This window comes from uncultured Porphyromonas sp. (assembly GCF_900541275.1).
Taxonomy (GTDB): Bacteria; Bacteroidota; Bacteroidia; order Bacteroidales; family Porphyromonadaceae; genus Porphyromonas_A.
This window is the reverse complement of record NZ_UQJH01000001.1, coordinates 483,690-496,650: the sequence shown is the minus strand read 5'-3', so window position 1 is coordinate 496,650 and position 12,961 is coordinate 483,690. Positions and strand designations below refer to the sequence as shown.

At 54.7% G+C, this 12,961-nt stretch carries 14 protein-coding genes; 4 read left to right on the top strand and 10 right to left on the bottom strand.

Going from position 1 to position 12,961, the window contains the following annotated elements; translation table 11 throughout:
- The first annotated feature begins 6 nt into the window (after window positions 1–6).
- The 3 genes from QZR17_RS01990 to QZR17_RS01980 are packed head-to-tail and all read left to right on the top strand — an operon-like array spanning window position 7 to window position 2,679.
- Complete coding sequence (locus QZR17_RS01990) at window positions 7–672, top strand: rhomboid family intramembrane serine protease (protein WP_297126972.1); 666 nt, start codon at window positions 7–9, stop codon at window positions 670–672.
- 8 nt (window positions 673–680) lie between these two features.
- Window positions 681–1,796, top strand: coding sequence for an endonuclease/exonuclease/phosphatase family protein (locus QZR17_RS01985; protein WP_297126969.1), 1,116 nt, complete (start codon window positions 681–683; stop codon window positions 1,794–1,796).
- A 7-nt stretch (window positions 1,797–1,803) separates the two neighbouring features.
- Entirely contained in the window at window positions 1,804–2,679 is an 876-nt protein-coding gene (locus QZR17_RS01980; RefSeq protein ID WP_083289908.1) for a phosphatidate cytidylyltransferase, read from the top strand.
- Window positions 2,680–2,684: 5 nt separating this feature from the next.
- Here QZR17_RS01980 and QZR17_RS01975 read toward each other — a convergent pair whose 3' ends face one another.
- From QZR17_RS01975 to QZR17_RS01930, 10 genes are all read right to left on the bottom strand, one after another.
- Entirely contained in the window at window positions 2,685–3,215 is a 531-nt protein-coding gene (locus tag QZR17_RS01975; RefSeq protein ID WP_297126966.1) for a hypothetical protein, read from the bottom strand.
- A 10-nt stretch (window positions 3,216–3,225) separates the two neighbouring features.
- Window positions 3,226–4,536 carry a UDP-N-acetylglucosamine 1-carboxyvinyltransferase gene (murA, locus tag QZR17_RS01970; RefSeq protein ID WP_297126964.1) on the bottom strand — a complete coding sequence of 437 codons (1,311 nt, stop codon included), beginning with the start codon at window positions 4,534–4,536 and terminating at the stop codon, window positions 3,226–3,228.
- 5 nt (window positions 4,537–4,541) lie between these two features.
- Window positions 4,542–5,219 carry a DUF4290 domain-containing protein gene (locus tag QZR17_RS01965; protein WP_297126962.1) on the bottom strand — a complete coding sequence of 226 codons (678 nt, stop codon included), beginning with the start codon at window positions 5,217–5,219 and terminating at the stop codon, window positions 4,542–4,544.
- 5 nt (window positions 5,220–5,224) lie between these two features.
- On the bottom strand, window positions 5,225–6,580 hold the full coding sequence (locus QZR17_RS01960) for a glucose-6-phosphate isomerase (RefSeq protein ID WP_297127147.1): 1,356 nt from the start codon (window positions 6,578–6,580) through the stop codon (window positions 5,225–5,227).
- Window positions 6,581–6,720: 140 nt separating this feature from the next.
- Window positions 6,721–7,140 carry a YraN family protein gene (locus QZR17_RS01955; RefSeq protein ID WP_297126959.1) on the bottom strand — a complete coding sequence of 140 codons (420 nt, stop codon included), beginning with the start codon at window positions 7,138–7,140 and terminating at the stop codon, window positions 6,721–6,723.
- Entirely contained in the window at window positions 7,130–7,552 is a 423-nt protein-coding gene (locus tag QZR17_RS01950; RefSeq protein ID WP_297126956.1) for an MGMT family protein, read from the bottom strand. The genes QZR17_RS01955 and QZR17_RS01950 overlap by 11 nt, the downstream gene beginning before the upstream one ends.
- 31 nt (window positions 7,553–7,583) lie before the next feature.
- Window positions 7,584–7,886 (bottom strand): Dabb family protein, encoded by a 303-nt coding sequence (locus tag QZR17_RS01945; RefSeq protein WP_296158815.1) that lies wholly within the window; start codon window positions 7,884–7,886, stop codon window positions 7,584–7,586.
- A 3-nt stretch (window positions 7,887–7,889) separates the two neighbouring features.
- Window positions 7,890–9,140 (bottom strand): phosphoserine phosphatase SerB, encoded by a 1,251-nt coding sequence (serB, locus tag QZR17_RS01940; RefSeq protein ID WP_297126953.1) that lies wholly within the window; start codon window positions 9,138–9,140, stop codon window positions 7,890–7,892.
- A gap of 298 nt (window positions 9,141–9,438) precedes the next feature.
- On the bottom strand, window positions 9,439–9,774 hold the full coding sequence (locus QZR17_RS01935; protein WP_297126949.1) for a hypothetical protein: 336 nt from the start codon (window positions 9,772–9,774) through the stop codon (window positions 9,439–9,441).
- Between the two features lie 686 nt (window positions 9,775–10,460).
- Window positions 10,461–11,474: a WYL domain-containing protein gene (locus QZR17_RS01930; protein WP_297126946.1), complete on the bottom strand. Its 1,014-nt coding sequence runs from the start codon at window positions 11,472–11,474 to the stop codon at window positions 10,461–10,463.
- Window positions 11,475–11,584: 110 nt separating this feature from the next.
- Here QZR17_RS01930 and QZR17_RS01925 point away from each other — a divergent pair, with 110 nt between their 5' ends.
- Window positions 11,585–12,751: an RtcB family protein gene (locus tag QZR17_RS01925; RefSeq protein ID WP_297126943.1), complete on the top strand. Its 1,167-nt coding sequence runs from the start codon at window positions 11,585–11,587 to the stop codon at window positions 12,749–12,751.
- The last annotated feature ends 210 nt before the right edge of the window (window positions 12,752–12,961 follow it).

Genomic DNA, 12,961 nt, shown 5'->3' with positions numbered 1-12,961 from the left:
CCACTTATGCGAATAGGAGACTCGGCTCTTATGCCACCGGTGACGATGTCACTGATATGCGTCAATGGAGTGATGCTGATCGCTCTCTGGCTCTGTCAGAGGGTGGGTATAGATCTCAATTTCTTTCTAGGGCTGCACTACTGGCAGGCTCCTAGCTTTAGGATCTATCAGTTTGTCTCCTATATGTTTATGCATGGTGGGTTCAGCCACTTCTTCTTCAATATGTTTGCACTCTGGATGTTCGGCACTGTGATCGAGCGGACCTGGGGTGCGGAGAGGTATCTGATCTACTATTTTGTCTGTGGCTTGGGTGCGGCATTGGTGCAGGAGGTTGTCTGGGGTATCGGGATGTCACCTGAGGCGCTGGCGTACTATGGGGACTACCTGATCACGGTGGGGGCGAGTGGAGCGATCTTTGGGATCCTCCTTGCTTTTGGGATGCTATATCCCAATGCGCCTCTCTTCATTATGTTTATCCCTATCCCGATCAAGGCTAAGTGGATGGTCATCGGCTACGGCATTATGGAGCTCTTTGCCGGTGTGTCACAGACCGGAGACAACGTCGCTCACTTCGCCCACCTTGGGGGGATGATTTTTGGCTACCTGCTCATCAAGTACTGGCGCAAGCGGGACAAGAAGCGGGTACGCGACGGGGTACAGGAGTTTTTCTGATACTTTCCATGGGAGATCGGAGGCATAGAGCAAGCCTGCTGAGCACCACCGGACGGATCGTCTGGATAGTGGTGATGGCGCTGGTATTTCTCCTCTATGGGGGAGCGATGCTCTCGCCCTCTGTCTCACCGCTCAGGACTCAGATCCCCTCCTTTCTCAATCTCTCTTTCCCCTTTCTCCTCGTGGCAATCCTCCTTCTCCTCGTAGTTGCGCTGGTGATGAGACTCTGGAGGTCTGCTGTTGCTTGCGTGCTCCTACTGGTCTTGAGTGGAGGCTATATCCTTACCTTTTTCCCACTCCACAGTACTTCACTGAGTGAGGCGAGGGATCTGAGAGTCGTCTCGTACAATGTTGCTAATATGGCTCTCAAGGATGATGCCGGCACTCCGGCAGCTCTTCACATCCTTGAGCAATCGGGAGCCGATATCATCTGTCTGCAAGAGGGGGTCTCCCCGAGTCAGATAGGAGGATATGGTGAGGAGGGGAGGAGGCTCCTGCAGCGCTATCCCCACCGTCGCTACTACTCAGATGATCGGCTGCTACTCCTCAGCCGATACGACATCATCGACGGCGGTATGATCGACTATAAGTCTTACACCAATGGCTCCGCCTGGTACCTCCTCAGGATCGCACCGGACCGCTCCCTCCTCTTGGTCAATAACCATATGGAGAGCTATAGCCTCGCATCGGAGGAGAAGGAGACCTTCCGTGGCTACCTTACGAAGCCGAGCCTGGAGGAGATGAAGTCTCGCCTACTCGCGATCAAGCGGAGACTGGGTCCGTCGCTTAACATGAGAGCCGGTGCGGCCAATGCTGTACGAGATAAGGTGAGATCTCTGCAGCGAGACTTCGCACCTACATACACCATCATCTGTGGTGACTTTAATGATACGCCTATGTCCTACTGCTACTCTCGCATCAGGGATGACCGCAGTGACGCATTTGTGGAGACTGGTAAGGGGATGGGGGTTTCATTTAATGAGCCACTGTATGCATTTAGAATAGATCACCTCTTTTACGACGGTCCAGTGAAGGCTATGGCCGCAGAGATCCCGAGCCACAAGGAGTGCAGCGATCATAACCCGCTCTTGGTAGACTTCAAGACCCTCGATACAAACGAATAAGCTCCCTATGTCCAGTAAAGTCAGATCTTTCCTCGCCCGCCTGATCACAGGAGTCCTCTACGTCTCGATCATTCTCTTTGGGATATTGACGGACTCGGTCAATATGATGGCGGCTATTTTTGCCATCCTCACATCCTTTGCCACCTACGAGTATCAGACCATCACTCAGGTCAATCGGTACTTCCCGATCCTCAAAACGGTGCATGCGGTGATGGCAGGCGTGCTCTTCTTCATCATCTTCAACGTCATCTCGCAGGGCTATACCTACAAGCATCTGCTGATAGCAGTACTCCCGTACGTTGCCTACTACCTCTTCTACATCATCACGGAGCTCTTCCGGAGACGTCCACATGCGATCGAGGAGATAGCGCACGCCTTCTTCTCGCACCTCTACACGACTGTGCCCTTTGGAGCGCTGATGCTTCTCTGCTATATGGCTCCGGAGGACACAGGGCAGTACCTGCTCAGCTTTGACCACACGTTCTGGTTGCTGCCGATATTTGTATTTATTTGGCTCAATGACTCCGGTGCTTATTGCGTCGGCAGTATGATCGGCAAGCATCAAATGGCGCCGCATATCTCCCCACATAAGACTGTGGAGGGGCTACTGGGCGGTATCGCCTTCACCCTATTGGGAGCGGTGGCATTTTACTACTTCTTTCCGGCTGTGACCAGCTTGGTTAATTGGCTCATCCTCGCTGCTATCGTGGGCTTCTTTGCCACCTGTGGGGATCTCTTTGAGAGCCTGCTAAAGCGCTGCTATGATGTGAAGGACTCCGGGCATATCCTTCCCGGACACGGAGGTATACTGGACCGCATCGATAGCACGATCCTTGCGGCACCTCCCGCATTCATCTTCATTATCCTCTTTGTCTACCTCTAACAGAGTCACTCGAGTAGGCCCTCAGGCAGGGTGAGGCGAAGGATGTGGTGCGCCTCATCCAGTGCCTCTACCCACGCTGTCACCCAGGGGAGTAGGTGCTCTATCCCATCGGCTGAGCGTACACAGAGCAGGATGTTAGCGGTGCTGTCATCGTACCGTTCCACTACACCGAGATAGGCATCGTCATTAGAGCTGTAGACTCGCCATCCGATGAGGCTCTGGTAACTCTCGCCTTCATACTGAGTCAAGTCGTGCTGATCGCTCGGTGCGACGAAGGTGGGGCAGCCACGGTATAGCTCAGCCGTCTCCACGTCATCCACGCCGGAGACCTTGACAACCACTTGACCGCTCCGATCCACCAACTCCTCGATCTCAAAGGGGACCTTGATCCCCTCTATCTCGATGAAGATGTAGTCGTCCAGCGCCGTCTCGGGGAAGGAGTCGACGATGAAGTCGCCCATCGTGCCATAGGTCTTGAGTATTGGACCGAGGGCGATGTAGTGGTCAGGTAGCGGTCGGAGATCGGTGGGCTTCATCGGAGAGACGTTAGTCGATGCGACTTATCGAAGCACCGATGGCATTGAGGCGCTTGTCGATACTCTGGTAGCCGCGATCGATCTGCTCGATGTTATTGATGCGGCTCGTCCCATTGGCCGACATGGCTGCGATGAGCAGCGCAATACCTGCACGTATGTCGGGGGAGTCCATCGTGGCGGCACGGAATGGGTGAGAGCGGTCAAGCCCGATCACGGCAGCACGGTGAGGATCGCACAGGATGATCTGTGCACCGATGTCGATCAGCTTGTCCACAAAGAAGAGTCGGCTCTCAAACATCTTCTGATGAAAGAGCACACTCCCTCTCGCCTGTGTCGCCGCCACCAGCATCACGCTGATTAGGTCCGGTGATAGTCCAGGCCATGGAGCGTCCGCAATGGTCAGTATAGAGCCGTCCATAAAGGTGTCGATCTCGTAGTGCTCCTGTGCCGGGATGAATAGGTCCTCTCCCCTCATCTCGGTCCGTATCCCCAGCTGCTGAAATGCTCGGGGGATCATCGCCATCTCCTCGATGTGGGGATTGACGATGGTGATCTCTGAGGCGGTCATGGCGGCCATACCGATGAAGCTTCCCACCTCGATCATATCGGGCAGGATCGTGTGGTCCGCTCCTGACAGGTGGTCTACTCCCTCGATCGTGAGTCTGTTGCTTGCGACCCCCTCTATCTTGGCCCCCATCGCGATGAGTAGCCGGCAGAGCTGCTGTACATATGGCTCACAGGCAGCGTTGTAGATCGTGGTGCTACCCTCGGCAAGGACGGCTGCCATGATGACGTTGGCGGTACCGGTGACCGATGCCTCCTCTAAGAGCATGTACTTCCCGTGTAGTCCGTCCTTAGCCTGCATTGAGAATAGTTCTGTCTCCTCGTCGTAGTCAAAGGTGGCTCCCAGACTTTGGAAGCCTTGGAAGTGCGTGTCGAGCCTGCGCCGACCGATCTTGTCACCTCCCGGCTTCGTGATTACAGCCTTCCCAAAGCGTGAGAGTAGGGGACCCAGAAGGAGGATCGACCCTCTCAGCTTGCGGCACTTGATAAGAAACTCCTCAGAGTAGGCAAAGTCAAGATTGACATCATCGGCCTGGAAGCAGTAGGTATCCTCGCTCTCCTTAGTCACCTTCACCCCCAGATCCATCATCAGCCGGATGAGGTTTTTCACGTCGAGGATGTCAGGGACATTGGAGATGCGGACCTCTTGGTCGGTAAGCAGGGCGGCAGAGATGACCTGAAGGGCCTCGTTTTTAGCCCCCTGAGGGACGAGGGTCCCCTTCATCTGCCGACCTCCTTCTATGACAAATGCGCCCATGATACTTATCTTCTTTTCTTCTTATTATGGTTGCCACCCTTATTCCCTCGCCCTCGGTTGTTGTTGCTGCCCTTCCGATTGTTATTATTCATATGGGGACTGTTGCCGGTCGGGGCTGTGAGAGCTCCCGCCTCAGGCAGAGTGCAGATGTGCTCATCGAGGTAGACCTCTCCCTTGGAGAGCTCGTAGAGGTCTGCAAAGATCTTGGAGTCAGCGACGGAGGACTTATTCCAGCTGCAGTACTGGCGCTTCATCTCCACGGCAGTGATCCTCGCCAGCTCATCCCGCTCCTCGCCCTCCGGAAGCCCCTTTACGATCTCCACCATCCGCTCTATCGTATGTCCATAGTGGCGATACTTGGGAGGCTCCTGAGTGCAGTCATCCAGTCTCGGCACGACCGGCTTCTCATACTCCTCGCGAGAGGTGACGGGGTAGGGGAAGTCCACATCCAGCCGGAAGCGGGACATAATATATAGGTGATCCCAGAGGATCTGCTCGAAGTCCTCCCGGTCCTTATCCGTCGTGGCAAAGGAGCGCATCGTATCGATGATCGTCTCCGCACACTGCTGACGGGTAGCGGGATCCTCTATCACGACACAGCGGTCGACCATATTTTGGACATTACGTCCGTACTGAGGGAGGATCAGCGGCTTGGCGTCGTTTTCCTTATAGTCTTGTAGCATATATCTTACTTTTGCTCCTCGAGACGGGTCCGGATCTTCTTGGTCTCCTCCTCGTAGCCGGGCTTGCCAAGGAGCGCAAACATATTGCGCTTATAGTCCTCCACACCAGGCTGGTTAAAGGGATTGACCCCCAGCATATATCCGCTGATGCCGACAGACTTCTCGAAGAAATAGAAGAGCTGGCCAATATAGTACTCACTCAGCTCCGGAATCTCAAGGCGTAACACAGGCACGTCTCCGTCAAGGTGAGCGAGGATGGTCCCCGTCTCTGCATTCTTATTGACAAAGTCGACATGCTTACCGGCGAGATAATTGAGCCCGTCAAGATTGTCCTTATCCTCAGGCACAATGACGGAGTGGCGCGGTCTCGTGACACTTACAAAGGTCTCAAAGAGGTTCCTCTCGCCCTGCTGGATCATCTGTCCTATGGAGTGAAGGTCGGTGGTGAAGTCGGCTAAGGTGGGGAAGATGCCCTTCCCGTCCTTGCCCTCGCTCTCAGCGAAGAGCTGCTTCCACCACTCACCGATGTAGTGGAAGCGGGGATTGAAGTTATTCAGTATCTCCAGCTTTTTCCCATTATGGTAGAGCGTATTGCGGGTCGCGGCATATTGGACAGCCATATTATCCTCTCCCTTGACACTTCGCCCAATGTGCCTCTCCATATCCTGCGCCCCTCTCACTAATGATCGGATGTCGCAGCCGGCAGCTGCGAGAGGCACCAGCCCGACCGGTGTGAGAACTGTGAATCGCCCGCCTACCGGATCCGGGATAACGAAGGTCTTGTAGCCCTCATCATCGGAGAGCTTGCGTAGAGCTCCCTTGTGTGCATCGGTGATGGCGATGATGTGCTTGCGCGCAAAGTCTACTCCCTCCTGTGACTCCAAGAGCTCTTTCAGGAGCCTAAAGGCAATAGAGGGCTCTGTCGTCGTACCGCTCTTGGAGATATTGATGATGCCAAACTTGCGTCCCCTCAGGAGGTCAATCAGCTCGGAGAGGTAGTCCTCGCTCACCTGATTGCCGGCAAAGAGGAGTCTGGGCCCGCTCTGCTCCTTGTAGTTGGAAAAGGAGTCTCTCACGCCATCGTAGACCGCACGGATCCCGAGGTAGGAGCCACCGATGCCGACGGAGACTACAAAGTCGCAGTCTTCCCGTAGGGGCTTCGCCGCTTCCTCGATCTCACTCAGCGTCTCCTCTGTGATCGAAGAGGGCAGGGAGACCCATCCGAGGAAGTCATTCCCCGGGCGATCTCCTGTGTAGAGTGACTCATGAGCCGCATCGGCCTCCTTGATGAGGGAGCGGTACTCTGCCTGCAGATCATTGTTGCACAGAGCGTTCTTAGTGTCCAGCGAGATATACTCCATCTGTTCTCGATACTTTAGTTCTTTGATTTTACTTCTACGCAAATATACCTATTTCCTTACTTAGAGCCCTTGCGCCATCCTCTTTCCGTCAGTGCTACGCTAGCTGATGTGACGCTCTCCGTAGGGATCACTCTTCTTACTTATAAGCGGATATCCTCATATCCCGGAGGCATATCGTAGATGGCATTGCGGAAGATCTTGTAGCCGGGCTCCCTGCCATCCTTCGGTACATAGATCAGGAGGTAGTCAAAGCGGATGTCGCTGTAGACCAGGTGTCTCCCCCCTTTCTTGTCCTGGAGGAAAGCCTTGGCAGCTCGCAGGATATTGAGTTGCTTCTGTGCCGTGATCAGCGACTCGAGGTCCCGAAGGGCACCGAGGTTACTCCTCGCTTTTATCTCGATGAAGCAGAGTGTGGTGCCCTCCATGACGATCAGGTCCAGCTCCAGAGGTCCGGACCGGTAATTCTGTGCAATGATGGTGTAGCCCTTTTGGCGCATTAGATCGGCACACATAAGCTCGATCGCATGACCATCGGTGGCGGAGGCATTATCAGATCTCATCGGAATGCTCCCTCTCGTGATCAAGGAGTAACCTCTTCCTCTCGCTGCCCCAGCGGTAGTGCCCTATGGAGTGGTCTGCCGGTAATACTCGGTGGCAGGGTAGGAGGATGGCGTATCTATTTTGGGATAAGAGATGCCCGACTGCCCTCGCATATCCAAGGGTGAGCGAATTAAGTCGGCAGAGTTGCCCATAAGTAATGGTCTGACCCGCCCTGATCGTGGAGAGGAGGTCCCAGAAGTGTGGCGCCCAGTCGGGGCTTGCCTGGTGGATCCTGTACCCACTCGGCAGGGGACGACAGAGGGACAGCGCCCTCTGGAGGTCTGCAAGCAGGGGCACCTCCTCAGGGATCTCCTCGGGAGCCGGCAGACACGACCACAGATCCAGCGTGTGTGGATCTATGATCACCCTCATGGAACCTATGGGAGATGAGAGGATGTGGCTCTCAGCCCCTGTAGTCAACGCAGGCTCGGGAGACAAGATAGGGCTTGATGTACTTACCTACCAGTGCGACGTGATCGGGGTGGGTGGCGTAGTCGTGGAGCTTCTGCAGATCCTCGCAGTGAGCGATGAGGGCGAGGTCATACTTCTCCGAGGGGTTGGCATTGATCTCGATGCGCAGGTCCACCAGCTCCTTGATGGTGTGAGGCAGCTGCTCGAAGTCTGACTTCAGTGCTGCAAGGTGCAACTCTTTCTCCTCGCCAGCGAGCTTGTCGTCGAGCTGGAAGAGGACTATGTGGGTGATCATGATTTATTGGATGTTAGAGAATTGTAGTTCGTCAAGCTGTGAGTCTTTATACCCTAAGAAGTAGAGGATGCCATCCAGCCCGGTTGTGGTGATGGACTGCTTGGCGCTCTCCTGTACCTTGGGCTTAGCATGGAAGGCTATGCCCAGCCCTGCCGTGGAGAGCATCGGCAAGTCGTTTGCACCATCGCCGACAGCCACGGTCTGCCGGATGTCGACCTTCTCCAGCTGGGCGATGAGCTTCAGGAGCTCCGCCTTACGTCGTCCGTCTACCACCTCACCGATGTATCTCCCTGTCAGCTTATTGTCCGGCCCTATCTCGAGGTCATTGGCGTAGACGTAGTCGAGGTTAAAGAGATCCTTAAGGTAATTACCGAAGTAGGTGAAGCCACCGCTGAGGATGGCAATCTTGAAGCCGACACGCTTGAGGATATGCATCGTCCGCTCCAGACCATCCATAAGAGGCAGGTTGACGGCAATATCATGCATAACACTTGCGTCAAGCCCCTTGAGAAGTGCCACGCGCTCCTTGAAGCTCTCTCGGAAGTCGATCTCGCCACGCATAGCGCGGGCGGTGATCTCCTTTACCTGATCCCCGACACCTGCCCTACCGGCAAGCTCATCGATCACCTCAGTCTTGATGAGGGTCGAGTCCATATCGAAGCAGATCAAGCGTCTCATCCGGCGGAACATGCTATCCTGCTGGAAGGAGACGTCCATATGGTGCTCGTCAGATATGCGGATGATATGTCGCTGCATAGCGACCTGATCCTTGGGGGTCCCGCGGAGGGAGATCTCGATACTGGCCCTTGGGTGCCTCTGATTCTCCACCAAGGGAATGCGCCCGGTCAGGCGATCCACAGAGTCGATATTCATCCCTTGGTCTGCCACCTCCTTGGTGATCGCTGCCACCATATCGGCGGTGATGGTCTTGGAGAGGAGCGTGATGATGTACTTGTTCTTCCCCTGATTGCCGACCCACTCCGAGTAGCTGTCGGGATCAATGATGCGGAAGGTGACCGTCACGCCGAGATCATTGGCGCAGAAGAGCAGGTCCTTCAGCACGTTGCCACTGCCACTGGAGGAGACAGAGAAGAGGACGCCGAGGGTGAGGTGCTTATGGATGTCGACCTGTCCTATGTCGAGGATCGTCAAGTCATGCTTCGCAAGTACAGTGGTGATGGCTGCAGTGACGCCGGGGCGATCGGTGCCATTGAAGACCGCCAGTAGGATTTCCTTCTGATCAGATGATTCCATGCTTTACAATATAGTGTAGGCTCAAAACTTGTCTTAGCAAAGATAGCAAAATGGCAGACTACTTCAGCAGTCACCCTCAGCCCAAGGCGCCTCATCTCCTCCACGATCTCGTCTCGCCTCTCCGTACGCCCGATAGAAGCTCCCCGTCAGCACCTCCGTGTAGGATCTCCATAAGTCTTGTATCTTTGGGCTGAGCAACAGATGGATCAGGTACGACCGATGGCTCTGCCCCGAATTTAAATAAAGCTCTCAGCTGGTCGGTTCACAAGATCGACCAGCTTTTCTATTCTTGTTGCGATTAGAGTCCCCTTGTTGGCAATCCTCGCTCCGTGTCGTACACCGCTATGCTCGGTTTGCCATATCGCCCATCCTCAAGGTGTGCCTTAGATTTGTATGCACTCCAGCGAGATACGCCTAAACTCTCTTGAAGTTTGTAGAAGTCTCTTGTTGCATCTGCCGCTCCAAGCATATCTCCGAATCGCTCAGCCCTGGGAAAATTGATCTTCGGATCCGTGGGCGTTGCTTTATCTGCCTTTGGGTTCCCAACGCCATTTATTACATTTGCAATACCACTAAGCTTTGGATTAACTTGTGCGGATGCTCCCTTGGGAGGAGCAATGCCAAGCCAATCCAAAGCTTCCTCTTTGTCTTCATCCTTTTACACTTGTGGCTTAAGCACGAGCAATCATCTCATTCCAACGTTTTGTCTGTTCTGATCTTTCTTGTACATTTGCAATGAGATCCAAGTTTAGTAGAAGCTGCCTGTCGGGATTGGTCTGACGGGCTTCTGCTTAGACTTGGATTTTCTTTCTATTATTGTAGCGATTAGAGCCGGCTTGACGAAGGACCTTATCTACAATCTGCTTGCTGTGGCGTACACCGCTCCGGTTCGCTACACTTCCCATCGCTTAGATTTCTGTGTACTTCAGCGAGATGCGCCCAAGCTCTCTTTAGGTGCGACAATATTTCTCACTATCTTTGTCGTAAGATCAAGGCGTGCGACTTTCTCTCTGACCTCAGCGAAATTGGATCGCTGTTTGGAGAGTCAGTCGTGCGCTTTCACCGCCCATATAGCATGTACCTCAACTTCTTCACCTTCTTCTCTCAGCCTCGCAGAAACGGATAGCCTGACCATCTGAGTCAGTTGTTTCAGATTTGTTAAAGAGTAGTTCGTAGGTTTGTAGGATTTCCCAACCCTTTCAGTAACTTTGCGTTAGCAAGCCGTTCAGTTGAAGTGTGCTTGTTAGTGGAGTTGGTTAGTGCATCGCTCGTGGAAGAGCCACTTATAACCAGCTCCACGCTCTTTTCTATAGCGGTGCGCTACTCCTTATATCGGGTGACCATCATCATGACTTGGCGGGCGATGCGGTCCCTTAGCCTCTTGGGTGAGAGGACGCTGATGTGGCTCCCGAAGCCAAGTATCAGTCGCTCCAGCTCGAGGTTGCAGATCACCTCCAGTGCCACGACGATGCTGCCGTCCTCCCGCTCCTCCATCAGCTCCTGCCGTGGGTGAAGGGGTTTCGTGAGGACATATGGTGCTTGGCAGGCATCGACCCAGAGGACTACCCGCTCACGCTCCGACGTCAAATCGCGTGTCACGCCGACCATATCATCCAGATAGGTGACCGGGTCGAAGTAGATATTCTCCTTATACCTCCCCTCCTTGTCCTCCTCCACACCAACCATTCTGTCGAGTGCCAGCGTGAGGATCCCGCTGTGACCTCTCTCATGTCCCAGGAGAAACCACCGATTGTTGTACTCCTTGAGGAGATAAGGGGAGAGGCAGATCTCGATCTCTCGGCCGGAGCGGAAGGAGCAGTAACGGACTCGTAGGGCACAGCGGTTGACGATGGACTTGTAGAGCGGGCTTAGCAGCTCCAGTCCCTTTAGCTGCTCATTGGTATCAAGAAAAACCACCTGCTGCTGCCCCTCGCTCCCGCTGCGGATCCTGTCCTCAATCCTCGTAAGAGTCTCATCCAGCCCTGAGAGACCCCTGAAGCCACTATACTGACTCAGGATGTCGAGTGCGCCGGTCAGCTCTGACAGCTCCTCGTGTGTCAGAGGGATACTGCTGATGCTGTAGTCCGGGTCACCATAGCGGTAGTACTTGCGATCGACTACCTCGATCGGTGCATTGTACCCCAGCTTATCGCTTCGCATAAGCTCGATGTCCCGCTGTATCGTCCTCAGGCTCACACCCGAGGTCCCCTCGTACTCGTAGAGGGCATCCTCGCAAGCAGAGCGGAGATCCTCTATGGTCCAGCTGCGGTGGCGACGGCGGAGGCAGGCGTCTATGGTCCGCATCCTCAGGAGCGCATTTCTATTGATCGGCATAGTGATATTCTTTTGATACAAATGTAAGGAGATTAATGTACTACGCCAATAGGTGGCGTAGTGGCTCTCTACCTTTGCCTCAGATATTTATCTACAAAGAGTATACTGCTATGATAGAGAAAGTTGTGATGGGCACTAAGGTGCCTGCTAAGATGTGGCTGAGTGAGGTGGAGGACTCCTGCTTAGAGCAGATCATCACGCTCGCATCGCTCCCCTACGCATACAAGCACATCGCTGTGATGCCGGACGCTCACACCGGAAAGGGCATGCCAGTCGGTGGTGTCCTCGCGACGCGAGGTGTCGTGATCCCCAATGCTGTCGGTGTCGACATCGGCTGTGGGATGTGTGCCCTCCGGACAAGCCTCACGACGGAGGACCTGCCACGGGAGCGTCTCTCCGCTTTGGTGACCTATGCGAGGGAGCGGATCCCTCTGGGCTTCGACAGCAGGGAGGTGTCGCTGGATGAGAGCCTGCTTCCCGACCGAGAGCTTGACGACCTGCCCTGCCTGAGGAGCAAGAAGCAGGCACTGCTACGGCAGATAGGCACACTGGGTGGGGGCAACCACTTTATCGAGATCCAGCGAGATACCTCGACTGATGAGATCTGGGTGATGATCCACTCTGGCAGCCGAAATGTGGGGCTAAAGGTGGCGGAGCACTACAATCACCTGGCAGAGCAGTGGTGCGATAGGTGGTATGCCGACCGGCAGCCGGACCTCGCATTCCTCCCCATAGAGACGCAGGAGGGGAAGGACTATATGCGAGAGATGGAGTATTGCAAGGACTTCGCCTTTGCCAATCGTCGGGAGATGATGGAGGTGGTGAAGGAGGGACTTCGGACTCTCTGCCCCGGGGTGGACTTTGATCCGCTGATCAATGTCCCACACAACTACGCTGCCTGGGAGAAGCACTTTGGTGAGTACGTAATCGTCCACCGTAAGGGTGCCACCCGAGCCTATGAGGGCGAGGTGGGGATCATCCCCGGCTCTATGGGCGCACACTCCTACATCGTCCAGGGGCTTGGCTGTCCCGACTCCTTTATGAGCTGCTCCCACGGGGCGGGGCGAAGGCTCAGCAGGAGGGCAGCGTTCCGTCAGCTCTCGCTCGAGGAGCAACAGGCTCAGATGGATGAGCTTGGCGTACTCTACGAGCTGACGGAGAAGGGGCTTGATGAGGCTCCCGGGGCGTATAAGGACATCGAGGAAGTGATCGCTAAGCAGCAAGATCTGGTGCGGCCGCTAGTGCGTCTTGCACCTCTCGCAGTGATCAAGGGCTAAGCTCAGCTCACTTGGTGGTGGATCCCCTCCCTGCTGGGGCAATCGTCGGAGGCGCGCAAGTCTGTGCCCTCAGACTAATACCGATATTAGTGAAATCTAATATCGGTATTAGTGAAGTCTAATATCGGTATTAGAAGAGGGTGATTGCCATCTGCTGATGGTCAGCTTAGTGTGCACGTGCCTTTTGGAGCCCGATTAGCAGAGGTGATC

Bases quoted from the DNA above. Each gene is read 5' to 3' on its own strand.
- QZR17_RS01925 (WP_297126943.1), top strand. From the start codon at position 11,585: ATGATAGAGAAAGTTGTGATGGGCACTAAGGTGCCTGCTAAGATGTGG.
- QZR17_RS01955 (WP_297126959.1), bottom strand. From the start codon at position 7,140: ATGAGATCTGATAATGCCTCCGCCACCGATGGTCATGCGATCGAGCTT.
- QZR17_RS01985 (WP_297126969.1), top strand. From the start codon at position 681: ATGGGAGATCGGAGGCATAGAGCAAGCCTGCTGAGCACCACCGGACGG.
- QZR17_RS01975 (WP_297126966.1), bottom strand. From the start codon at position 3,215: ATGAAGCCCACCGATCTCCGACCGCTACCTGACCACTACATCGCCCTC.
- QZR17_RS01960 (WP_297127147.1), bottom strand. From the start codon at position 6,580: ATGGAGTATATCTCGCTGGACACTAAGAACGCTCTGTGCAACAATGAT.
- QZR17_RS01980 (WP_083289908.1), top strand. From the start codon at position 1,804: ATGTCCAGTAAAGTCAGATCTTTCCTCGCCCGCCTGATCACAGGAGTC.
- murA (WP_297126964.1), bottom strand. From the start codon at position 4,536: ATGGGCGCATTTGTCATAGAAGGAGGTCGGCAGATGAAGGGGACCCTC.
- QZR17_RS01945 (WP_296158815.1), bottom strand. From the start codon at position 7,886: ATGATCACCCACATAGTCCTCTTCCAGCTCGACGACAAGCTCGCTGGC.
- QZR17_RS01930 (WP_297126946.1), bottom strand. From the start codon at position 11,474: ATGCCGATCAATAGAAATGCGCTCCTGAGGATGCGGACCATAGACGCC.
- serB (WP_297126953.1), bottom strand. From the start codon at position 9,140: ATGGAATCATCTGATCAGAAGGAAATCCTACTGGCGGTCTTCAATGGC.
- QZR17_RS01950 (WP_297126956.1), bottom strand. From the start codon at position 7,552: ATGAGGGTGATCATAGATCCACACACGCTGGATCTGTGGTCGTGTCTG.
- QZR17_RS01990 (WP_297126972.1), top strand. From the start codon at position 7: ATGCGAATAGGAGACTCGGCTCTTATGCCACCGGTGACGATGTCACTG.
- QZR17_RS01965 (WP_297126962.1), bottom strand. From the start codon at position 5,219: ATGCTACAAGACTATAAGGAAAACGACGCCAAGCCGCTGATCCTCCCT.